26 protein-coding genes and 1 pseudogene are annotated in these 21162 nt (G+C 74.1%); 9 read left to right on the top strand and 18 right to left on the bottom strand.

Going from position 1 to position 21162, the window contains the following annotated elements; translation table 11 throughout:
- Together AB0H87_RS19445 and AB0H87_RS19440 are read right to left on the bottom strand one after the other, a co-directional pair.
- A partial coding sequence (locus AB0H87_RS19445; RefSeq protein WP_360147039.1) for a protein kinase occupies positions 1 to 1030 on the bottom strand: 1030 nt, incomplete at its 3' end.
- Positions 1031 to 1103: 73 nt separating this feature from the next.
- Positions 1104 to 1787 carry a hypothetical protein gene (locus tag AB0H87_RS19440; RefSeq protein WP_360147036.1) on the bottom strand — a complete coding sequence of 228 codons (684 nt, stop codon included), beginning with the start codon at positions 1785 to 1787 and terminating at the stop codon, positions 1104 to 1106.
- Positions 1788 to 1882: 95 nt separating this feature from the next.
- Here AB0H87_RS19440 and AB0H87_RS19435 point away from each other — a divergent pair, with 95 nt between their 5' ends.
- Genes AB0H87_RS19435 through AB0H87_RS19425 form a run of 3 tightly spaced genes read left to right on the top strand, consistent with a single transcriptional unit; the run spans position 1883 to position 2903 of the window.
- The gene (locus AB0H87_RS19435) at positions 1883 to 2224 is read left to right on the top strand and encodes an Rv2175c family DNA-binding protein (protein WP_360147033.1); all 342 of its coding nucleotides are present in this window, start codon (positions 1883 to 1885) and stop codon (positions 2222 to 2224) included.
- 2 nt (positions 2225 to 2226) lie between these two features.
- The gene (locus AB0H87_RS19430) at positions 2227 to 2550 is read left to right on the top strand and encodes a lycopene cyclase domain-containing protein (RefSeq protein ID WP_360147030.1); all 324 of its coding nucleotides are present in this window, start codon (positions 2227 to 2229) and stop codon (positions 2548 to 2550) included.
- On the top strand, positions 2547 to 2903 hold the full coding sequence (locus AB0H87_RS19425) for a lycopene cyclase domain-containing protein (RefSeq protein ID WP_360147027.1): 357 nt from the start codon (positions 2547 to 2549) through the stop codon (positions 2901 to 2903). Before AB0H87_RS19430 ends, AB0H87_RS19425 begins: the two co-directional genes overlap by 4 nt.
- Before the next feature lie 3 nt (positions 2904 to 2906).
- Here AB0H87_RS19425 and mptB read toward each other — a convergent pair whose 3' ends face one another.
- From mptB to AB0H87_RS19410, 3 genes are all read right to left on the bottom strand, one after another.
- Positions 2907 to 4892 carry a polyprenol phosphomannose-dependent alpha 1,6 mannosyltransferase MptB gene (mptB, locus tag AB0H87_RS19420; protein ID WP_360147024.1) on the bottom strand — a complete coding sequence of 662 codons (1986 nt, stop codon included), beginning with the start codon at positions 4890 to 4892 and terminating at the stop codon, positions 2907 to 2909.
- Between the two features lie 71 nt (positions 4893 to 4963).
- Positions 4964 to 5947 (bottom strand): polyprenyl synthetase family protein, encoded by a 984-nt coding sequence (locus AB0H87_RS19415; protein ID WP_360147045.1) that lies wholly within the window; start codon positions 5945 to 5947, stop codon positions 4964 to 4966.
- Positions 5948 to 6303: 356 nt separating this feature from the next.
- Positions 6304 to 7689: a helix-turn-helix domain-containing protein gene (locus AB0H87_RS19410; protein WP_360147022.1), complete on the bottom strand. Its 1386-nt coding sequence runs from the start codon at positions 7687 to 7689 to the stop codon at positions 6304 to 6306.
- A gap of 239 nt (positions 7690 to 7928) precedes the next feature.
- Between AB0H87_RS19410 and metF the strand changes: the two genes are divergently transcribed.
- Together metF and AB0H87_RS19400 are read left to right on the top strand one after the other, a co-directional pair.
- Positions 7929 to 8846, top strand: coding sequence for a methylenetetrahydrofolate reductase [NAD(P)H] (gene metF / locus AB0H87_RS19405; RefSeq protein ID WP_360147019.1), 918 nt, complete (start codon positions 7929 to 7931; stop codon positions 8844 to 8846).
- 30 nt (positions 8847 to 8876) lie between these two features.
- Positions 8877 to 9554, top strand: a complete 678-nt coding sequence (locus AB0H87_RS19400) for a CDP-alcohol phosphatidyltransferase family protein (RefSeq protein ID WP_360147016.1) — start codon at positions 8877 to 8879, stop codon at positions 9552 to 9554.
- Between the two features lie 211 nt (positions 9555 to 9765).
- Here AB0H87_RS19400 and AB0H87_RS19395 read toward each other — a convergent pair whose 3' ends face one another.
- Genes AB0H87_RS19395 through AB0H87_RS19355 form a run of 9 tightly spaced genes read right to left on the bottom strand, consistent with a single transcriptional unit; the run spans position 9766 to position 16696 of the window.
- Positions 9766 to 10356, bottom strand: a complete 591-nt coding sequence (locus AB0H87_RS19395; protein WP_360147013.1) for a GrpB family protein — start codon at positions 10354 to 10356, stop codon at positions 9766 to 9768.
- A gap of 10 nt (positions 10357 to 10366) precedes the next feature.
- Positions 10367 to 11815 carry a phytoene desaturase family protein gene (crtI, locus tag AB0H87_RS19390; protein ID WP_360147010.1) on the bottom strand — a complete coding sequence of 483 codons (1449 nt, stop codon included), beginning with the start codon at positions 11813 to 11815 and terminating at the stop codon, positions 10367 to 10369.
- A complete protein-coding gene (locus tag AB0H87_RS19385) occupies positions 11808 to 12944 on the bottom strand; it encodes a glycosyltransferase family A protein (protein WP_360147007.1) in 1137 nt (378 codons plus the stop codon). Before AB0H87_RS19385 ends, crtI begins: the two co-directional genes overlap by 8 nt.
- Entirely contained in the window at positions 12941 to 13696 is a 756-nt protein-coding gene (locus AB0H87_RS19380) for a carotenoid biosynthesis protein (RefSeq protein ID WP_360147004.1), read from the bottom strand. Before AB0H87_RS19380 ends, AB0H87_RS19385 begins: the two co-directional genes overlap by 4 nt.
- Positions 13693 to 14247, bottom strand: coding sequence for a GNAT family N-acetyltransferase (locus tag AB0H87_RS19375; protein WP_360147001.1), 555 nt, complete (start codon positions 14245 to 14247; stop codon positions 13693 to 13695). Before AB0H87_RS19375 ends, AB0H87_RS19380 begins: the two co-directional genes overlap by 4 nt.
- Positions 14244 to 14936 (bottom strand): monooxygenase, encoded by a 693-nt coding sequence (locus AB0H87_RS19370; protein WP_360146998.1) that lies wholly within the window; start codon positions 14934 to 14936, stop codon positions 14244 to 14246. Before AB0H87_RS19370 ends, AB0H87_RS19375 begins: the two co-directional genes overlap by 4 nt.
- 8 nt (positions 14937 to 14944) lie before the next feature.
- On the bottom strand, positions 14945 to 15436 hold the full coding sequence (locus AB0H87_RS19365) for a YbaK/EbsC family protein (RefSeq protein ID WP_360146995.1): 492 nt from the start codon (positions 15434 to 15436) through the stop codon (positions 14945 to 14947).
- Between the two features lie 47 nt (positions 15437 to 15483).
- Positions 15484 to 15762, bottom strand: coding sequence for a hypothetical protein (locus AB0H87_RS19360; RefSeq protein ID WP_360146992.1), 279 nt, complete (start codon positions 15760 to 15762; stop codon positions 15484 to 15486).
- A gap of 16 nt (positions 15763 to 15778) precedes the next feature.
- Positions 15779 to 16696, bottom strand: a complete 918-nt coding sequence (locus AB0H87_RS19355) for an AEC family transporter (protein ID WP_360146989.1) — start codon at positions 16694 to 16696, stop codon at positions 15779 to 15781.
- Positions 16697 to 16733: 37 nt separating this feature from the next.
- Between AB0H87_RS19355 and AB0H87_RS19350 the strand changes: the two genes are divergently transcribed.
- From AB0H87_RS19350 to AB0H87_RS19335, 4 genes are all read left to right on the top strand, one after another.
- Entirely contained in the window at positions 16734 to 17405 is a 672-nt protein-coding gene (locus AB0H87_RS19350; protein WP_360147042.1) for a uridine kinase, read from the top strand.
- A 131-nt stretch (positions 17406 to 17536) separates the two neighbouring features.
- On the top strand, positions 17537 to 17914 hold the full coding sequence (locus AB0H87_RS19345; RefSeq protein ID WP_360146986.1) for a TraR/DksA C4-type zinc finger protein: 378 nt from the start codon (positions 17537 to 17539) through the stop codon (positions 17912 to 17914).
- 10 nt (positions 17915 to 17924) lie between these two features.
- Positions 17925 to 18806 carry a DUF72 domain-containing protein gene (locus AB0H87_RS19340; RefSeq protein WP_360146983.1) on the top strand — a complete coding sequence of 294 codons (882 nt, stop codon included), beginning with the start codon at positions 17925 to 17927 and terminating at the stop codon, positions 18804 to 18806.
- Positions 18806 to 19324, top strand: coding sequence for an ATP-binding protein (locus AB0H87_RS19335; RefSeq protein ID WP_360146980.1), 519 nt, complete (start codon positions 18806 to 18808; stop codon positions 19322 to 19324). The genes AB0H87_RS19340 and AB0H87_RS19335 overlap by 1 nt, the downstream gene beginning before the upstream one ends.
- Before the next feature lie 3 nt (positions 19325 to 19327).
- Here AB0H87_RS19335 and AB0H87_RS19330 read toward each other — a convergent pair whose 3' ends face one another.
- The 4 genes and pseudogenes from AB0H87_RS19330 to AB0H87_RS19315 form a co-directional block, all read right to left on the bottom strand.
- Positions 19328 to 19906 carry a hypothetical protein gene (locus tag AB0H87_RS19330; RefSeq protein ID WP_360146977.1) on the bottom strand — a complete coding sequence of 193 codons (579 nt, stop codon included), beginning with the start codon at positions 19904 to 19906 and terminating at the stop codon, positions 19328 to 19330.
- A gap of 55 nt (positions 19907 to 19961) precedes the next feature.
- Positions 19962 to 20243: pseudogene (locus tag AB0H87_RS19325) on the bottom strand (winged helix-turn-helix domain-containing protein); the annotation flags it as partial.
- A gap of 65 nt (positions 20244 to 20308) precedes the next feature.
- Positions 20309 to 20740 carry a rhodanese-like domain-containing protein gene (locus tag AB0H87_RS19320; RefSeq protein ID WP_360146974.1) on the bottom strand — a complete coding sequence of 144 codons (432 nt, stop codon included), beginning with the start codon at positions 20738 to 20740 and terminating at the stop codon, positions 20309 to 20311.
- On the bottom strand, positions 20737 to 21162 hold a 426-nt coding region (locus tag AB0H87_RS19315), incomplete at its 5' end, for a cysteine dioxygenase family protein (RefSeq protein WP_360146971.1). The genes AB0H87_RS19320 and AB0H87_RS19315, both read right to left, overlap by 4 nt.

Below are 21162 nucleotides of genomic sequence, written 5' to 3'. Positions count from 1 at the left end.
GCCACGATGATCGCGGCCGCCGCGAGCACCAGGATCTCCGTCGGCAGGCCCGTCGGCGCGCCCAGCTCGATCGTCGCGTAGCCCTTGCCGGGCAGATCGTCACGGTGCGCGCCGAGACCTGCTGCAGCAGGGCCGTGTTGGCGTTGGCCGCGCCGAGGTCGTCGCGGGCGACCTGCACCTCGGAAAGGAACGCGCCGGCGTCGGTCGGGCGGGCCTGCGGGTCGCGCCGGGTGGCCCGGGCGACCAGCTCGTCGAGGACCGGTGGGATGCCGGCCACGAGCGACGACGGTGCCGGGACGTCGCGGTCGACGTGCTGCCAGGCGACCTCGACCGGCTGGTTGCCGTCGTAGGGGACGCGGCCGGTGAGCATCTCGAACAGCACGATGCCGGCGGAGTAGACGTCGCTGCGCGGGTCGGCCCGGCCGTCGGTGACCAGCTCCGGGGCCACGTAGGCGACGGTCGCCATCAGCTGGCCGCCGTCGGCGTCGGTGGCGCTGGCCTCGACCGCGCGGGCCAGGCCGAAGTCGGCGACCTTGACGACGCTGTCGATGAGGTTGCCGGGGCCGCCGCTGGGCGCCTCGGCGACCAGGACGTTCTCGGGCTTGACGTCGCGGTGCACGAGGCCGGCGCGGTGGGCGGCGGAGATCGCGGCGAGCATCTGCTCGAGGATCGCCAGCGACTCACCCGGGTTGAGCCGGCGGCGCTGGGCGAGCACGTCACGCAGCGTGTGGCCGCGCACGTACTCCATCACCAGGTAGGGGAGCCCGGCGTGGACGCCCTGGTCGTAGACCGCGACCACGTTCGGGTGAGTCAGGCGGGCGATCGTCTTCGCCTCGTCGGTGAACCGCTCGAGGAACTCCGGATCGCGCGCCTGCGCCGGGTGAATGATCTTGAGCGCGACCGTGCGCTCGAGGCGCTCGTCGGTCGCGGTGTAGACGGTCGCCATGCCGCCACGGGCCACCCGCCCACGGATGCGGTAGCGCCCGTCGACCAGCGTGCCCAAGAGCGAGTCAGCGACCTGGATGTCCATCGGCAGGCAGTCTATGTGCAGGCGTGGTTCGTGCGACACAGCCGTGCCGTCATCTTCTCCGGTAACCCCGCATTCAGGGGTTTTCGTCCCGGTGGCGGGGGTGACGGTGGTGCCGCCGGCGGCCCTCGTAGTGCTGGTCGTCGGCCGTCGGGCTCACGGTGGGTGACGGGGTGGGCTCGCCGGTGGGGGACGGCTCATCCGGTGTGGGGCTGGCGGTCGGGCTCGGCGTGCCGGTCGGGTCCTGCGGATCCGGGGTGTCCGCCGGTGACTCTTCGGGCATCGGGTCGCCCGGGCCGCGCACCAGATCCGGGGCGGGTCCGACGCCGGTGGGTGCGCCGTCGTGCGTATCCGATGAACCGGCTCGGCCCGACGCGGCCTGCCGGCCGGCGACGGTGAGTGGGCCACCCTGGCGGGCGATCCGCGCGGGCCTGTCCGGGCGCACGTCCTGCGGGCGCTGGCCGGTGCGCGCGGCGCCGGCGACGACGCTCGCGGGTGTCTCCGCCTGCGCCGGTTCGCCCTCCAGCAGCGCGCCCAGGCCGTTGACGACGGCGAAGTAGGTGCCGAGCGCGCCGACGATGCTGACCAGGGCGAACCCGCCCGTGGCGAAGAGCCGGCGCGGCGGTCGACTGTGCTCCGGGAAGATCAGCTCGGTGGTCTCGTCGCCGTCCGAGCCGCGTCGGCGTGCCCTGGCCAGGTCGTACTGCACCGACCGCCATGCGCCGACGATTTCCTTGCGCACACCCCGCCAGGTGGTCACGGGAGATCCTTCCGAAAATGCTCGGCCGGTACGGCGATACCCCGTACCGGGTGGTTCGGTGGTGTCACGCCGCGTCGGCGTGGCAATGTGAGCGGGTGACCGAAACCGTTCCCGCTCAGTGGCTGCCTTTGCCCGACGTGGCGGAGCGCCTCGACGTGTCGATCAGCAAGGTGCACCAGATGGTCCGCGACGGCTCGCTGCTGGCGGTCCGCCGCGACGGCGTCCTGCGGGTGCCGGCCGAGCTGGTGGCGAACCGCACCGTGCTCAAGCACCTGCCGGGCGTCATCACGTTGCTCCATGACGCTGGGTACAACGACGAAGAGTGCCTGCGGTGGCTCTACGCGGAGGACGCCACCCTCCCCGGCTTCCCGGCGGTGGCCCTCGGCGGCGACCAGGCCACCGAGGTGAAGCGCCGCGCCCAGGCGTTGGGCTTCTAGGTTTGCGGTTCGCGTACCTGGCGGTCCTGGTGGGCTGCCTGGCCGGTGCACTCTGGCTCGAACCGACCTTGCGGGTGAACGTCCTGCGCCGCTGGCGCCGCCTCCTGTTGACCCTGGTGCCGGTGATGGCGGTGTTCGCGGCCTGGGACATCGCCGCGATCGCCGCGGGCCACTGGTCGTTCGACCCGCGCCAGACGACCGGGGTGCTGCTGCCCTTCGACCTGCCGCTGGACGAACTGCTGTTCTTCCTGGTCGTGCCGCTGTGCGCGATCCTGGGCTTCGAGGCGGTCCGCGCGGTGCTGCGCCGGCCGGCGGGCGACGAGTGAGCTACACCGCCGCGGCCCTCCTCGGCGTCCTGGGCGCGCTGTTCGTCGACCTGTTCGTGCTCCGCACGCGGCTGGTCCGGCGTCGGGTGTTCTGGGCCACGTACCCGATCATCGTGTTCTTCCAGCTGCTGTCGAACGGGATTCTGACGGGCCGCGAGATCGTCCGCTACGACCCGGCGGCGATCGTGGGGGTGCGGCTCGTGTACGCGCCGGTCGAGGATCTGCTGTTCGGGTTCGCGTTGGTGTTGTTGACGTTGTCGCTGTGGGTGTTCTGGGGGCGGGTCGGGGTTCAGCGGCGGCCGGCGGCGGGCTCTGGGACGTCGTGGTTGCTGCGGTGGTTGCGGAAGCGGTAGCCGTCAGCGTCGGTCGACGGCGGGCGCTGGGTCGTCGCGGCGGTTGCGGAGGCGGTAGGCGATCAGGGCTCCGACTATGGCGACGTCGAGGATGGCGCCGGGGAGTTTGGTCAGCACCGGGATACCGAGGCCGTTGGGGAGCGTCAACGCCGTGACGGCGATGGTCGTGGCGGCCAGGGCGGCTCTGGTGCGGCCGGGTGGGGTGGCGCAGGCGAGGACGGCCAGCGGGACCAGGGCATACCAGGGGTAGAAGACCGGGAGCAGGAATGCCGCCGCGACCAGAGCCCAACCGCAGGCAGCGACGACAGTCCGCCGGTGCGTCGCCGCGGGTTCGAGATCGGCCGTGCCGCCTGCGGTCCGATCGAATCGGTGTTGGCCTGCCTCGGCACGCGGGTCCGCGTATCGGGGGTCGCCAGGCGTCCGTCGGTCGTCCTCGACCCGGTTTGCGGTGTCGACGAGTTGAGTCCTTGGCGGTGGCGCGGTCACGGCCGCGCCGCCGGCCGGTGCCGGGTCTGTCGTGGGTGGCGCGAGCCGCAGCGTGGCTTGCAGCGCCCGCCAGCAGAGCGCGATCCCGATGACGGCGAGGGCGGCGATCCCGCCCACCCGGGCGACGTCGACCGCGGTGTCGACGGCGCCTGGTTGACCGATCGCACGGAGCAGGTAGCCGACGGCCATGCCGAGGCCCGTAGGCAGCGAGGTCCACTGGACGAGGCTGCCGGTGTCGGAGAGGGCGCCGATCCAGCCGAGCCCGAGCCCGGTCGCCAGGCTGGCGGCGGTGAAGACGAGCGCACCGCTCACGGTGACGGTGGCCGCGGCGAGCGCGATGGTGCGGGCGGGGCTGGCGCCGCGCTGGATCCGTTGGCCGGCGACGAGCAGGATCACGAACGGCAGCGCGATGATCGCGGTGACCTTGATGCCGACAGCGAGGCCGAGCAAGGCGCCGGCCGCGACGGGCAGGCCCGCGCCGCCTCCGTCCGATCGCGTCATTCGCCGCGGGCGACGCTCGGTAGTGCCCTCGCTCGCGCCGTCGTGGCCGCCGGTGACGACGCCGGGCGCGTGCGGGGAGTGCTCCCTAATTCGCTCAAAGCCATCATTCGTGCTGGTGGGCGCCCCTCCGGCGGTTACCGTGACCCCTCCACCGTGAGCTACGCCGCCAAGGATCCCGGTCCGCGAAGCGGTTCCGCCGTGCAGCGCGGTGGCTGGAGTCTCCATCGCGGTCGCCCGGTTCGCCGCACCGGAGGCTGCCGCCGGCACTGCGATCGCTAGAGCGGCCACGGTCAGGCCCGCGGTCAGGGCGTCATTGTGTGCGCCGGAGACCAGGTGAACCGCGACCAGCGGCGACAGCAGCCCCAGCCAGCGCGCGGCGACTGGCGAGACCCCGACCGCGCTCGCGAGCCGCCCCGCGTACGCCGCGATCAGCACCCCACCGATCAGCGCGACCACCCGCAGCACGGCGACCGCCGCGAGCAACTGATTGTCGGCCGGGCCACCGACGGCCCGCGCAACCGCCGCGGCAACACCGGACAGTGCGACACCGACCGGCCCATACGGCGCCGGCGTGTGCTGCCAGAGTTCCGGCACCGCCCCAGCCCAGAGACAGCCGCCGTCGGCCGCCCCCAGTGCGTAAGGGTCGAGCCCTGAGCGCCAGATCTCGCCCTGGCAGGCATAGGAGTAAACGTCCCGGCTGGCCAGCGGCGGCGCGATCAACAAGGGGAGGGCCCACAGCGCGGCGGTGACCAGCAACCAGCGGCTGCTCACCCCGCCGAGGTGGCGGCCGAGGCGCCACCAGGCGCCCGACAGGATCGCGAGGCCGATCACCCAGCCCGCGAGACCCAGCCAGAAGGTGGCGCCGGGCGTGCCGGGGCCACGCAGGCCCGCGCCCGGGTCCCGTCCCGGCAACGCTCCCGCTCCGTATGCCCCGGCGGCGACAACGGCGACCCCGACAAGCCCGGTGACGCGCAGACCCCACGGGCTGTCCAGGCCACGCACGCCATCGATAATCCCACGCCGGCCGCGGGACGCCGCCGGCCCGCCCACCGAGCTCACCAGGTAGGCAGCACTCAGTCGGTGCGGGTCGTGGCCGCGTGGGCAAGATCGATCAAGGCCGTCCGGGCCTCGTCCCCGATCGGCGCCGCGTCGATCGCCGACAGGGCGGCGTCGAGGAGCGCGGCGATCCGGCGCTCGGTCCGCTCGGCGGCGCCGCTCTCGACGATCACCTCCCGGAGGTGGGCGATGCCGGTCGCGTCGAGGTCGGGCGAGCCCAGCAGGCGCCCGAGGTCGCGGCGGCCTGCCTCGTCCGCGGTTTCGAACGCGGCCGCGACCAGGAAGGTGCGCTTGCCCTCGCGCAGGTCGTCGCCCGCCGGCTTGCCGGTCAGCGCCGGGTCGCCGAACACACCGAGCATGTCGTCGCGCAGCTGGAAGGCCTCGCCGAGCGGCAGCCCGTACCCCGAATAGGCGGCCGTCACCTCGATGGGCGCTGCGGCCAGCGCGGCGCCGAGCAGCAGCGGCCGTTCGACGGTGTACTTCGCCGATTTCAGGCGGGCGATCTTCCCGGCGCGCTCGACGGACGTGTCGCCGGTCGCCTGGGTAAGCACGTCGAGGTACTGGCCGATCGTCACCTCCGTGCGCATCTCGTCGAATACCGGGCGGGCGCGGGAGAGCGCCCCAGGGTCGAGGCCGCCGGCGTGGAGCAACTCGTCGGACCAGACCAGGCAGAGGTCGCCGAGGAGCACGGCCGCGGAGTCGCCGAAACCGTCGGCGTCGCCGGCCCAGCCGTGCGCCCGGTGCCGGCCCGCGAACCGGCGGTGCACCGCCGGCTCACCGCGCCGGGTGTCGGAGCGGTCGATCAGGTCGTCGTGGATCAACGCGCTGGCCTGGACCAGCTCCAGCGCCGCCAGCGCGGTGACCACCTGGTCGGAGTCGCGACCGCCGGCGCCGCGGAACCCCCAGTAGCCGAAGGCCGGCCGCAGCCGCTTGCCGCCGCGCAGGACGAAGCCCTCGATGGCGTCGGCGACGGGAGCCAGGGCGCTGTCGACGTCGGCCATCCATGCCCGGCGGTCGGCCAGGAACCAGGCCAGCGACTTGTCGACCCGCTGCCGCAGGCGCACCCGGTCGGTGGCGGGCAGGCTCGTGGCGACGATCGGTCGGTCGGGGTCGGCAGGGCCCGGGCCGGCGGCGTCGGAGGGGCTGGTCGGCGCGGTCACGCCACGACGCTAGGGTCAATCCGCCCGAACGACAAACGCAGCGGTAACTGCCTGGCCGCCCGCCACCGCGTACAGCGGCGGGACCGCTCCTGATCGGCGGCCCTCGACCCCCATCGGGTGACCATCGATGGGCCGCCGACGACCAGGGCCGCCCACGCGCCGGCCCGGCCTGGCCCACCCGTTGCGCGCCCGTCCGCCTAGCCATCGCCGGCCGCCCGATCCGCCGCCACCGGCTCGGCGGCCAACGGGCGTGGCAGGTAGGGCCGCGCCGCGACCATCAGGTCCGCGTAGTCCCGTGCCGACGGCAGCCGGGCATGCGGCGCGAGCCGGTCGCCGAACACGGTCAGCAGGTCGCACACCCGCGTCGACCCGGCCCGGATCGTGTCGAGCACCGCCGCGCCGGCCACCAGCAGCGCGCCCTCGACCTCCCCGGCGTCGAGCCGCGCCCGGGCCAGCCACGCCTTGTCGAGCGCGGCGGTGCGGGGCAGCCCCGACCGGGCCGCGGCCCGGGACAGCAGCGGCAGCGCCCGCGCCGGCCGCCCGAGCACCACCAGGCAGCGGCCCGCCAGGGCGTCGAGCTCACCCTCGTCGAGCCAGTAGAGCCACGGCGGATCATGCTCGGTGGCCCGCCGATCGGAGGCCCGCTGGGCGGCGCCGAGCGCGGCCTCGGCGGCACCCCGGAGCCCGGCCGACGCGGCGGCGAACGCGATCCGGTGGAGCAGCAGGGCGCGGCCGGACGCCGACAGCGCCCGCCGGGACCCCGCGTAGGCGGTGCGGGCCAGCAGCAGCGCGGGCCCGGGGTCGCCGGTGCCGGCGAGGAGGTGGCTCGCCGAGCCGAGCACATGGCCGGCGAGCGGCCGGTCGTCCGCGGCCGCCGCCGCACCCAGCGCCGCGCGGTAGGCCGACAGCGCGCCGCGCGGGTCGCCGGCGTCGGCCAGGGTCCAGCCGCGGAGCTGGGCCACCTCGGCCCGTAGCCGGGCCGCCTTGCGGGTCAGCGCAACCCCGGCCGGCGGTGCGGTGGCGTCGGCGGCGGCCATCGCCAGCCCGTGCACCGCCGCCGCCAGCTCGCCGCCGCCCAGCACGTCGTCGCGCCGGCGTGCCGCGACGAGCCGGGCGGTCACCTCGGCCACGGTCGGCCGCGCGGGCCGGTCGCCGGCCGGCGACGCCGACCGCGGTGGACCGATCAACGGCGTCTCGTCGCTGGTCAGCCACGTGTGCGCGAGCCCGAGCAGGTCGAGCCCGACCCGGTCGCGGCTCTCCGGCCGGCCGGGACCGGCCCGCTCCGGCGCGACCAGCCGGTGGCGGACCCGGCTGCGCTCAGCCGCGTCGGCCAGGCCGTCGGCCGGCGCGTCGAGGACGGCGGCGAGCCACCCCAGCCAGAAGTCGGCCGGCAGCCGGTCCTCGCGTTCCCAGCGGCTGACCTCGTGCCGGGTCACGGTCGAGCTGCCCGACGCGGCGCAGAGCTGTTCGGCCAGGCGGAGCTGGCTCCAACCCCGGCGTAGCCGCAGCTGCGCCAGATAGGGGCCGAACGACGGACGCGGACCGGCCGCGTCGAACGGGTGCGGTGGCGACGCGGACATCATGGACCCTCCCCGTAGCAGCGGTGCACGCCTGTGGCCCCCGGACACCGCGAACGGCATCCCCACGCGCCGACCAACGGACCGTGGGAGCGGCCCGCGGCGCGTAGAACACATGTACCCCACGGGTGCGACGTTTTCCCGTACCCACCGCATCGCCAACGCCGTCACCAGCGTGAACCCTCGTTATCCACAGGCACTCCGTGCGGCGGTCCCGCACGACCCCCAGCCGGTACGCTCGATCCGTGGCGCTCGGACTCCCTTCGATCCTGCCGGGATCGCAACCGTCGATCGGTGACCTCATCCGCGATGCGGGCCCGACCTTCTCGTTCGAGTTCTTCCCGCCCAAGACACCCGAGGGCGAGGTGCAGCTGTGGCGCGCGATCCGCGAGCTCGAGTCCCTACAGCCGTCCTTCGTCTCGATCACCTACGGCGCGGGCGGCACCACCCGCGACACCACGGTCGCGGTGACCGAGCGCGTGGCCACCGAGACCACCCTGCTGCCGATGGCCCACCTGACCGCGGTCAACCACTCCGTCGCCGAGCTGCGCAACGTGATCGGCCGCCTGGCCGGCGCGGGCATCCGCAACATCCTCGCGGTGCGCGGCGACCCGCCCGGCAATCCCAACGGGGAGTGGGTCCGCCACCCCGAGGGCGTCGACTACGCCGAGGATCTCGTCCGGATCATCCGCGAGTCCGGTGACTTCTGCGTCGGCGTCGCCGCCTTCCCCTACAAGCACCCGCGGTCGGCCGACATAGCCAGCGACACGGAGCACTTCATCCGCAAGTGCCGCTCGGGCGCCGACTTCGCGATCACCCAGATGTTCTTCGACGGCGACGACTACCTACGACTCCGCGACCGCGTGGCCGCCGCCGGCTGCGACACCCCGATCCTGCCCGGCGTGATGCCGGTGACCAGGATGAGCACGATCGCCCGCTCCGAGCAGCTGTCCGGCGCGCCGTTCCCACCGGCGTTGGCCGAGCAGTTCGCGCGGGTGGCCGACGACCCGGACGCGGTCCGCAAGCTCGGCATCGAACAGGCCAGCGGGATGTGTCGCCGGCTGCTCGCCGAAGGCGTCCCGGGCATCCACTTCATCACCCTCAACCGCTCCACGGCGACCCGCGAGGTCTGGCAACACCTACGGGTCGACGCGGCGGTGTGACCTCGACCGCCCAACGACGGTTGAGCTGACGTGAGCACACGGCTGGGCTGGCACGACTACGCGGCACGCTGGGCGGCGCTGCACGGCGGCTTCGACCCGCGCCAGGCGGGCGCGGTGGTCCGCGGCTGGGTCCGCCTGTCCTACGAGATCGGCTCGCGCCTGGGCCGCCTGCGGGTGAGCCCGACGGCGGTCACGGTCGGCGGCCTGGCCCTGTGTGCGGCCACCCCGATCGCCGCGACCCGGGGCCCGGAGGGCCTGTTCACCGCGGGCGTCCTGGTCCTGCTGGCCGCGATCGCCGACAGCGTCGACGGCGCCGTGGCCGTCGCCACGGACCGCACGACCCGCCTGGGCTACGTCTACGACTCGGTAGCCGACCGCCTCGGCGAACTCTGCTGGCTGACCGCCTTCTGGGTGGCCGGCGCCCCGGCACCCCTGGTCTTTACGGCGGGCGCACTGTCCTGGCTGCACGAATACATCCGCGCCCGCGCCACGGCCGCGGGCATGACCGAGATCGGCACGGTAACGGTCGGCGAACGCCCGAGCCGCGTCAGCGTCACCACGGTCGCCTTCCTGATCGCCGCAGCCGCCGGCGGCTTGGACCGCGACCTCGTCCCCGGCACCCTGACCGTCTTCCTGGTCATCTGGATCCTGCTCGCGGCCTTCGGGCTGGCCCAACTCTCGCGCGCGGTCCGCCGCCTCCTGCGCTGACCGCGAACCGCTCAGGAGCGGAATCCATGATGGACTCGGGTCCGTCGTGGTCACGACCGTCGCTCCCGCCAGACACCGCTCGCTCCGCTCGCTGCCAGGTCCGCGACGCACGACCGAAGCGTCAGCGACCGAAGCCGAACCTGCGCTGACAGCGAGCCAGCGCCGCGGGTCCGTGTCAGACAACCCGGAGGTGTCTGTGTCACGGCAGGGGCTACGTCAGGCCGGCGCGGCGGAGGATGGCCTGGATGACGGCTGACTTCTGGGACGCGTACTCGGCCATGTAGGTGATGGTCGAGGTGGCGATGCGGTGTTTCTCCGCCGCGTAGCGGTCGCGGTCCTCCGGGTGGGTGCGGAGCCAGTCGCGGAGGATCAGGTGGCGGAGGTGTTCGTCGCAGTCCGGCGGGAAGATGTGGACGTTGGCCGCGGGATCGGTGCCGTGCAGGCAGCGGTGGTCGTACCAGTCCGGTTCCCGGACCTTCAGCTCGTAGCCCGCCGTTTCCAGGGCCGGTAGGTAGGCAGCCTCGTCGCCCGGGTCGGCGACGATCACGTCGACGTCGATCCGGAACTTGGCCGCCAGGCCGGGGACCGCGGTCGAGCCCACATGCTCGATCGCCAGCGCGACGTCGCCGAGCGCCGCGCGGATGCGGGCCTCGTGTCCGGCGTACGCCGCAGGCCACGACGGGTCGTATGCCACGATCTCGATCGGGCCCGGCAGCCGAGGCAGGACACCGCCGACGTTGCGTTCCCGCAACCATTCCTCCGTGACCGGCGGTGCGGGGGCGGGCAGCGGTGGCAGGCGCATCCCGTGCAGCCTAGGCGGGACCGATCTCGCCCGCCACGATGCTGGCCGACAGGGCGACCATCGGCAGGCCGCCGCCGGGATGGGTGGAGCCACCCACCAGGAACAGGCCGCGGACCGGGCCGCGGTTCGCCGGGCGGAGCAACCCGCCGGCCGTGCCGTAGATCGCGCCGCCCGGTGCGCCCGCCGCGCTCTCGAGCCAGGCCGGCGTCAGCACCTCGCGGAACAGCACGCGGTCCCGGATGTCGACTCCCCGGTCCGCCAACACCGCCAACACCCGGTCGGCGTACGCGTCGGCCAGGCCCGGCCGGTTCCAGTCGAGCGCACCCCGCCCGACGCCGTGCCGCGGCGCGTTGACCAGCACGAACCAGGCCTCGTGGCCGGCGGGCCGGACCAGCGGGTCGTCGGCCACCGTGACGAAGACCGTCGGGTCCGGCGCGGGCCGGCCGCCGAAGACCGCGTCGAACTCGGCGTCGTAGTCGGTCGGGAAGAAGACCGTGTGGTGCGCGAGCCCCGGCGTCCGGCCCGCCACGCCCAGCAGCAGCACGAAGCCCGCCAGGCTGCGGTCGGCCAAGCGGGCCAGGCGGCGCGGCGCTGGCAAGAGGTCCCGGTAGAGCGTCGAAGCGTCCACGTTGGACACCACCACGTCCGCCGGCACGGACGCGCTGCCGACGCGGACTCCGCTGACCCGGCCGCCGGCGGTCTCGATCCGGGTGGCGGGCTCGCCGGTCCGCACCGACACGCCGAGCGCGACGCACCGCTCCAGCAAGGCGTCGGCGAGCGTCGCCAGGCCGCCCGGCAGGTACCAACCGCCGAACGACAGCTCCGCGTACGGCACCGCGACCAGCGCCGCCGGTGCCCGGCGGGGGTCCGCGCCCGTGTAGGTCGCGTACCGGTCCAGCAGCATCCGCAGCCGCGGGTCGCGCAGCCGCCGCCGGCCGAGGCCGCGCAGCGTCTGCCCCGGCGCCACCGCCGCCAGGTCACCCAGCCGCCACGCCAGGCCGGCCAGGGCGGTCGGCGAGTCGACCGGGCGGCGCAGGATGTCCCGCCACGACGCGTCCCACACCCGGCCGGCCTGCCGCCACAGCTTTCGCCAGTCGTCCGCGGCCGGAGCACCGAACGCGGCGCCGATCCGGTCGGCGAACTCGGCCGGGTCCGCGCACGAGTCGAGCACCGCGCCGTCCGGGAACACGTGGCGGACCACCGGAGACAGCGGCACCATCGGCGGTGGCTCACCGCCGATCACCGCGAACAGCTCGTCGAACACCTGCGGCAGGGTCAACAGGCTGGGCCCGGTGTCGAACCGGTACGTGCCCTCGGGCCGCACCACCTCGCGCCGGCCGAGCTTGCCACCGACCACCGTGGACCGTTCGAACACCGTGACCCGGTGCCCGCCCGCGGCCAGCCGCGCCGCGCACGCCAGACCGCCCACGCCGGCGCCGATCACCACCACGTCAGCCATGCGAGCCTCCTCCGGCCGGCACCACCGGTCGGTCCCGCCAGCGGAGCACGCCGGCCCGCCGCAGCCGGTAGGAGCGCGCCACGAGCCAGCCGAACAGCACCACCGACACCGGGTGGGCCAGCGCGTCCGGCCACCACCGCCCGCCGGTCGCGGCCGCGGTTACCGCCCGGCCCAGCACTCCGAGCCCGTAGCCGACGCAGCCGGCCAGCAGGAGACCGGCGGACGACGCCAGCGCTCCGGCGACGATCAGGGCGAGCGGCGCCACGTACACCAGGAAGAGCAACGCGACCACGGCCGCCGCGCCCGACCGGGAACCGAACGACGCCCACAGCGACTTCGTGTAGCCCGCGACCAGCTCGCGCCACGATCCGTACATCCGGCACGACGCGACCCGCGACCCATCCGCGAGCGTGATCCGCCGACCCGCCCGCTTCACCGCGCGGGCCAGCGCGATGTCCTCCAGCACCGAGGACCGCACGGCCGCGTGCCCGCCGGCGGCGTCGTAAGCGGCCCGGTCCACGATCAGGAACTGCCCGCCCGCCGCCGCCAGCGACGGTCGCCGCGACCGTTCCATCGCCCGCAGCGGCAGGAACGTCAGCCACGACCATTGCAACAGCGGCTGCACGAGCCGCTCACCCCACGATTCCGCGACGATCCGGGGGTACGCGCTGAGCAGGCCAAATCCGCGCAGCAACCGGCAGGCACCGGCGACCGCCGTCGGCTCCAGGACCACGTCCGCGTCGACGAACACCAGGACGCCGGTGCCGGTGGCGGCGTCGGCCAGTTGCTGGCAGGCGTGCGGCTTGCCGAGCCAGCCCGGCGGCAGCGGCGCACCGGTGAGCAGCCGCACCCGCGGGTCGGTGCCGACCACCGCGCGCACCACGTCGGCGGTGCCGTCCGTCGAGCCGTCGTCGAGGACCAGGATGGACATTTCGGGTACGCCGCGCTGGGCCAGCAGCGATCGCAGGCAGGGCTCGACGCGCGCGGCCTCGTCGCGCACGGGCAGCAGCACGGCGACCGGGTCCGGGTAGCTGTCCGCGGCGGGGCGGCGCAGCAGGCGGGCGTTGATCACCGCGTGCAGGGTCAGCACCCCGGCCACCGCCGCCGGCAGCCAGCAGAGCGCGTTCACGCCCGTACCCCGTCGTCGATCCTGACCAGGCTGGCCGCCAGCGGCACCGCGACGAGCCCCATCGCCAGCGCGCCCCACCCCGCCGACGCGGGCAGGTCGAGGAACGCGGCGTGCGCCAGGATGCTGGAGCACCAGGTCCACAGGTAGAGCGCGTACATCGGCGCGTCCCGCCCCGGCGCGGTGCCGGCGACCGTGCTGAGCGCGGCCATCATCAGCACCGCCACGACCAGCCAGCCCAGGTAGTTGCCGAGTGGCACGTCCGGGATCCCGGGCAGGCTCGGCGACGGGTTCGACCAGGTCCAGTAGCCCTCGGCGACCATCTGCGGGTCGAGGAAGACGTCCCAGGCGGCGAGCCCGACACCGGCGACGAGGACGCGCGCCGCGTGGTTGTGGGTCAGCCGCACGGCGGCGAGCCAGGCCGGCCAGGCCATCCAGGTCCAGGCCAGCGGGATCACCCACGGGACGCCGGCGATCTTCGGACCGAGCTGGCCGGAGTACGTGTAGTCGCCGAACGGGAAGCCCGTGCCGACGCCGACCGCCTCGACCAGCAGGCCGCCGCCGGTGGTGACGAGCACGAGGGCGCCGGCCACGCGCGGGCCGCGGGTGAGCGCGGCGTGCCCGACGGACAGCGCGAACCCGAGGACGACCGTGGTGACGGTGACCGCCGCCCGCGCGCCGCCGCTGGTCAGCGGATAGCAGATCTGGGCGAGGATCAGCAGACCCAGCCCGAGCCATGGGAGCCTTGGTGTCATTCCCCGGACGGCGGCCGCAGCGGCAGGTCCCGGCCGAGCACCGCGAACGCCCGCTCGTCGCCCGGGAAGCGGAACTCGCGTAGGACGTCGACGAACTCGAAGCTCCGGTAGAGCCGCCAGGCCCGGGACTTGCGCTCGTCGGCCTCGGGCGTGGACAGCAGCGTGGTCGAGCCCGGTGCCATCGCGAGCAGCGTGCGCAACTGGCGCGCGCCGACGCCGTGACCCTGCGCGGCCGGGCGGACGTGCAGCTCGACGACCTCGAAGCAGTCCTTCAGCCAGCGGTTGCGCTGCTCCTCGGTGAGCGCCGAGCGGACCTGGTCGTGCCACCACTGCCCGGAGCCGGAGACGTAGCCGTAGCCGAAACCCGCCAGCTGGCCGTCGGTGGTCAGGGTCGCGACCGCGCGGAACCCGGCCCGGCGCACGTGCGTGGCGATGATCCCGCGCCGGGCCTCCATGAGCTCCGGCCGATAGCCCATCGCCTCACCGTAGACGGCCACCACGTCGTCGAGCCGACGTGCCAGGTCGTCCGGCTTCCACGGCACCAGCCTCATGCCGGATCGCTCCTTGTCATCTGTGCCCAGCCGAGCACCCCGAGGTCACCCATGATGCCGGACACCGCGAACCGGGCGAACAGCTCCTCCGCGTACCAGCCGACCTGCGCCGTGCGCGCGATGGCGGCACGATGCTCCGGCTGACGGTACGCGAATCGCACCAGATCTGCCGTGCTTCGCCACACGGTCACCGTGCCCTGCCAGCCGATCGGCGCCTCGCCGATGCCGAACCGGGCGAGCAGGCCCGGCGCGTCGGGCAGGGCGGCGGCCACCGTCGGGATGGCGCGCCAGAACGTCGCCGCCCGCGTTGGCCTGATCCGGGCCCGGGTCAGGGCCAGCACCATGCCCTGCGTGCGGGCGTCGGCGTCGGTCGCGAACGGTTGGCGGCCGCTCCAGGTGCCGCGGCTGGTGATCGGAGCGAGGTCGATCTGGGCGTGTGCCTCGCTGAGCCGGGTCCACGCGGTGATCGGCTCGGGCGTGGCTGTCGGATCGTGGACAAGGAGGGCCGCCCAGCGCGTCGCGTCGACGTCGCCCGGGCCGAAGCCGGTGCCGGTGCCCGTGCCGAGCAGCTTGGCGAAGCGGACGCCGGGGTGGCGGCGCAGCCGGCCGCGGTCGGTCGCCATGTGGACGAGCACACGGGGGAGGGCTTTCCTGGGCATCCGCCAGACGTGCAGCGTGACCGCGTCCATGGCGGTGCTCAGGCGACGTCGGTGACCGTGCCGCCGGTTAGTCGCTCCAGCTCGGCCGGGGTGATCGGGAAGACCGCGTGGGCGATGCCGCCCGCGGCCCAGACCTCGTCGAACGCGAACAGGGCGGTGTCGACGAGCGTGCGCATGCCCGGCCGGCCGGGGTGGACCGGCGCGACGCCGCCGATCACCTGGCCGCTGTGCTCGCGGACGAAGTCGGGAGTGGCCCGGCGTAGCTCGTCGATGCCGTGCTCCTTGGCGACCCGGGCGGTGTCGACCCGGTGCGCGCCGCTGGTCAGCACCAGCAGCGGGGCGTCGTCGGCGGCGAAGACCAGCGAGTTGGCGATCTGGCCGACCTCGACGCCGAGCTGTGCGGCGGCCGCTGCCGCGGTGGGCGCGGCCTCGGTCAGGATCCGGACCTGGCTGGGCCGGCCGGCGGCGTCGCGGGCCCCGGCGGCGTCCAGCGCGGCCTGGACGGCGGCGACGTTGGGATGCTCCTGCATGCGGGACACCATCTCACGCTGGTCTGACGGTTTGCTGTTCGCGCTGGTCAGCGGTTCGTTCGGCGGGTACGGGCGGCGGCCGTGCCGGGCGGGCCGCCGTCGCGCTCGTAGTGCCAGCGCGCCGGCACGTGGGTGTCGGTCGGCGCGTCGGACAGGCCGATCTGCAGCGCGTAGGCGAACAGGTCGTCCGCGGTGTGCTCGATCGTCTCCCAGCAGGTCCAGGTGAGTGCGCCGGCCGGCACGTCCCAGGCGTCGTCGGGCACGTCGCGCAGCGTCGCCCGGAGCAGGGCCACGGCGGTGGTCACGTCGGCAGGGGTAACCGTCACCGGCGGACCCTACCAATTACGTGAGCAGGGCGGCGACCACGAGCATCGCGGGCACGGCGGCCAGGGTCGACAGCACGATCGCGTCCCGGGCCAGCCCGGTGCCGCGGTCGTAGCGGGTCGCGTACACGAAGAGGTTCTGCGCGCTCGGCAGCGCCGCCAGCACGACCGCGGCCAGCAGCGCGTGGCCGTCGAGGTGGAAGAGGAAACGCCCGATCGCCCACGCGACCGTCGGCTGCACCACGACCTTGAGCACGACGGCGAGGTAGCGCTGGCCGGCGTCCGGGCCCGGTGCGAACGGGCGGCTGCCCCGCAACGCCAGGCCGAGGGCGATCAGTGCGAGCGGCACGGCGGCACCGCCGACCAGGTCGAAGGGGCGCAGCACCTCGGGCGGCAGGCGCCAGCCGGCGGCGGCCACGACCAGGCCGCAGAGGCAGGCGAGGCTGATCGGGTTGCGCAGCGGGGCCGAGAGCAGCCGCAGCGGGGCGGGGCGGTGGCCGGCCGCGGTGACGTCCAGCACCGCGAGGCCCGTCGGGGTCGCGATCAGGAGCTGGAACAGCAGCACGGGTACGACCAGGGAGGCGTCGCCGAGCACGTACGCGGCGATCGGTAGGCCGAGGTTGCCGGCGTTGACGTAGGACGCGCAGAGGGCGCCGATCGTCACCTCGGCCGCGGGCCGCCTGGTCGCGGTCATCGCGACGTAGAGGCCGGCCGCCACGAGCGTGCTGAGCACGAACACGGCAAGCGCCGGCGTGAACACCTTGTCGAGGCTCGAGGTGGCCAGCGTCGAGAACAGCAGCGCGGGCGCGGCCAGGTAGAACACGATGCGGGCGAGCAGGGCCGTGGCCTCCGGGCCGAGGATCCGCAACCGGCCCGCCAGGTAGCCGGCCAGCGTGACCAGCCAGATCCCGGCGAACCCGGTGAGCACCGCCCGCATGCCGGACATCCTGCCGGTGCCGGGGCATCATGGGCGGGTGCGTGTGCGGCCGATCACTCCGGAACTGTTCGTCGAGGATCTCGCGGAGCGGATCGCGCGGTCGCCCGGCTGGTTCCGCGTCGCGCTCGACGGTCCGCCGCCGCCTGGTTCGGGTCCGCTGGATCGACCGTCAGCTGACGGCAGCCCGCTCGCCGGGCCCGACCCGCTCGCCGCCGCGCTGGTCGACGCCCTGCGACTGCGCGGGCGGCCGGCGCACGCCGTGCCCGCGAACGGCTTCCTGAAGGCGGCGTCGCTCCGCTTCGAACAGGGCCGGACCAACCCGGACGCGTTCTACACGGACTGGCTCGACGAGGCCGGGCTGCGCCGGGAGGTGCTCGACCCGGCCGGGCCCGGCGGCGCCGGTCGGATCCTGCCGTCGCTGTGGGACCCGGCCACGGACCGGGCCAGCCGGGCGCCCTACGAGTCGCTGGAACCGGCCGCGGTGGTGCTGGTCACGGGCGGCTTCCTGCTCGGCGGCGGGCTGGGCTTCGACCTGACCGTCCACCTGGCGGTGTCGCCGGCGGCGCTGGCCCGGCGGACGCCGGCGGACTGGGCGTGGACGCTGCCGGCCTGGCGGCGCTACGCCGCCGAGGTCGATCCCGCGGGCTGGGCCGACGTGGTCGTGCGCACCGACGACCCGCGCCATCCGGCCCTGGTCGAGCGCGAATGAGCGGCTCGTCGGGCGTGAATGAGCGGCTCGTCGGGCGTGAATGAGACCTGAGTGAGCGGAGTGACTGGTTTGGCCTGCGCGGAGGATGGGTAAACGCCCGCTCCTCCACCGACATCCGGAAGGCGGCCGCCATGATCGTTGACGACCCGACCCGCACCGAGCAGATCCAGCGCACGCTGCAGGCCCGCTACGACGAGCTGACCGCGGAGTACGAGGCCGAGCGCGACCGCGGCCACCGCCTGCGGCTGATCGAGGTGGGCGACTCGGCCGGCGACGACCAGGCCGACAGCGGCTCCAAGGCGGCCGAGCGCGACGCGGCCCGGTCGGTGCTCGGCGTGATCCTCGACCGCCGCCTCCAGTACGAGCACGCGCTGGCGCGCCTCGCGGCCGGCGGATACGGCGCGTGTGAGACGTGCGGTTCCGAGATCCCGATCGAGCGGCTGGAAATCTTCCCCGCCGCCACCTCGTGCGTGGCGTGCAAGCAGGCGAAGGAGCGCCGGGCGGCCTAGGGTCGTCTTTGTGGGCGACATCAAGGTCGGCACCGCTTCCTGGACCGACAAGACGCTGCTCGAGTCGGGGTGGTATCCGCCGGGCGAGGACACGCCGGAGAAACGGCTGGCCTACTACGCCAGCCGGTTCCCGCTGGTCGAGGTGGACGCGACCTACTACGCGCCGCCCGCCGAGCAGACCGCCACGCTGTGGGCCGCCCGCACGCCGCCGGGCTTCACGTTCAACATCAAGGCGTACAGCCTGCTCACCGGGCATCCGACCAAGGTCAGCTCGATCTTCAAGGACCTGCGGCCCGAGACCGACAAGACCAACGTCTACCCCAAGGACCTGCCACCGCAGGTGTACGAGCAGATCTGGGAACGGTTCCTGACGGCGCTCGACCCGCTCGTCTCGGCGGGCAAGATGGGTGCGCTGCTCTTCCAGTTCCCGCCGTGGTTCGGCATCCGCCGGTCCAACAAGAGCTTCCTGCTCGAGGTCCGCGACCGGGTCAAGCCCCTGCGGCCGGTGTTCGAGTTCCGCAACGCGTCGTGGTTCGAGGGCGACAACCGGGTGGAGACGCTGGAGTTCCTGCGCCAGCACCACCTGCCGTACGTCGCGGTCGACATGCCGCAGGGCCACCGCTCGTCGATCCCGCCGATCCTGGAGGCGACGGCGGAGCTGGCGGTGATGCGCTTCCACGGGCACAGTCTCAAGTGGACGAGCAAGAACATCTACGAGAAGTTCGGCTACGAGTACTCGGACCGCGAGCTCAAGCAGTGGGCGCCGAAGCTGCGCAAGCTGGCCTCGTCGGCGGACGAGACGCACGTGCTGATGAACAACTGCTACTCGGACTACGCCCAGCGCAACGCCCAGGGCCTGCTGGACTTCCTCGGCGGCGACGGCGACGACTAGTGGCCACGCTGTTCCTGGTCGTCGGCCTCCCGGCGGCCGGCAAGACCACGCTCGCCCGCTCGTTGGCGGAGCGGCACCGGGCGCTGCGGCTCACTCCGGACGAGTGGATGATCCCGCTGTTCGGTGAGTCCGATGCCGGCGGCAAGCGTGACGTGCTCGAGGGGCGGCTCATCTCGGTGGCGCTCGACGCGTTGCGGCTGGGTACCAGCGTCGTGCTGGACTTCGGGTTCTGGTCGCGCGACGAGCGGACGGCCCTGCGGTGGCTGGCCGCGGCGGCCGGCGCGACGTGCCGGGTGGTCTATCTTCCGGTCGACCGCGCCACGCAGCTCGCGCGGATCCGGCATCGGCAGGCGGTGACCCCGGAGCAGACCTTCCCGATCACGGACGCCGAGGCCGACGCGTGGCGGGAGATGTTCGAGGCGCCGGACGCGGCCGAGTTGGCCGGCGGCGAGCCGCCCGGGTCGCCCGACTGGGCGGCCTGGGCAGCCGCGCGCTGGCCCTCGCTCAGCGCTCGCTAGACGTCACCACCTGGCGCGGGGGCCGGCGTCCCAGCCCGTGGTGTCCTTGCCGTCCAGGCGGTCCCGCTGCGTGCCGAAGCCCACCGACGAGCCCACCAGCTCCGTGTCGCCCCCGCGCGGGTCCAGCGGGATGAGCGGCTCGTCCTCCGCCGCCTCGGGCGTGGCCGGCTCCGGCCAGCGGCGCCAGCGCTTGGCGCTCGCCACCGCCACGACCAGCAGGGCGCCCAGGATCGCGGCGCTTCCGGTGCGTACCGGCGTCGCCAGGTTTCCGTCGCGGCCCGCGATGGTCAGCGTGTGGTCGAACAGGTCGATCACGCGTCCCGGCGCGAACACCGCCGCGGCGGCGCTGCCCAGGTAGCCGAGGCCGACGAGGGTCGCGCCGAGCGGCGAGAAGCGCAGCGTGCCGATGACGCCGAGTAACAGGCCGGCCGCGGCGAGGAACACGAAGGCGCCGAGCGGGTCGCCACCGGACAGGGAGTCGGAATCGAACACGGCCACGGAGCGGTCCTGCCCGAAGGCGATGAGGACCCAGGTCGCGGGACCGAGGACCACTGCGGCGATGACGGTCGCAAGATGACGCATGAAAGCACCTCCACACCGTCCAGCGCCCTCGCCGGTGGAGGTGTCACATCGCGCGCTACGCGGCTTCGTCGGCGACGAGGGTGATGGCGGCCTGGTCCGACAGGCGGTAGCCGACCCCGTACACCGTGCGCACGACCGGGGTGTCGAGCTTGCTCCGCAACCGTCTGATGTGGACGTCGACCGTGCGCGGGCCAGCGATCTCGTAGCCCCAGACGGTGCGCAGCAGGTGCTCCCGGCTGAACACCCGGCGCGGGTGCTCGGCGAGGAACAGCAGCAGGTCGAACTCCAGGCGGGTCAGCGGCACCTCGCGGCCGGCCCGGAGCACCTGGCGGGCGGCGACGTCGATCCAGATCTCGTCGGTGACGGACGGTGACGGGAACGCGAGCAGGGTGGTGTGCGCGGTCACGGTTCCTCCCGGGGGTGTGCGAGGACGAGGTTGGGGGTCGGCCGGGGCGGCGGCAGGACCGGCAGCCCGGCCGCGCGCCAGTCGACGAAGCCGCCGGCCAGGTCGGTGGCCCGATGCAGGCCGAGATCCTGAAGTGAGGCCGCGGCCAGCGAGGACGAGTAGCCCTGCTGGCAGAAGAGGATGTAGTGCGTGTCGTAGGAGTCCGCGATCGGCAGCCGCGCGTCACAGCGCGGGTCGAGGCGCCACTCGAGCACGTTGCGGTCGATGACCAGCGCGCCCGGGATCGTGCCGGTCGCCTCCCGCTGGCCGACGGGCCGGGTGTCGACCAGCACCGCGCCGGACCGGGCCGCGAGGTGCGCGGCCTCCGGGTCGAGCCGGACCAGGCGCTCCCGCGCCTCCGCCAGGATCTCGTCTATCGAACGGCTCACCAGGCCACCCCCGCGCGCGCGACTTCGGCGATCCGGAGGACGCCGTCGGTCAGGTCATATCGGGTCATGCTAGTCAATTCGGGTGCATAGCAGTGCACGCTGATCGCCGGGTCGGGCCCGAGATTGCTGACCCGGTGGACGTAGCGGGGACCGAACCGCCGCCCGGCGCCCGGCGGCAACGGGCGGGCGCGCAGCGCGCCGGCGCGGGTGACGGTCTCCTCGGTCAGGGTGCCGGAGACGACGGTGAAACCGCCGCTGGCACCGCCGTGGTCGTGCAGGTCGGTGTGCTGGCCCGGCAGCCAGGTGAGCAGCCAGACCTCGTGCTCCGGCGTGGCGGCGATCCGGTGGTACCACCGCTCGACCGGGTCGAAGCGGGGCGCGACCGGCCAGCCGGCCGGGTCGCCGGCGTACCGCCGGGCGAC

Origin of the sequence: Asanoa sp. NPDC050611 (assembly GCF_040654855.1) — a bacterium.
Classification (GTDB): Bacteria; Actinomycetota; Actinomycetes; order Mycobacteriales; family Micromonosporaceae; genus Asanoa.
Note: the sequence above shows the minus strand (reverse complement) of the source record. Positions and strands in the feature narration are given on the sequence as shown.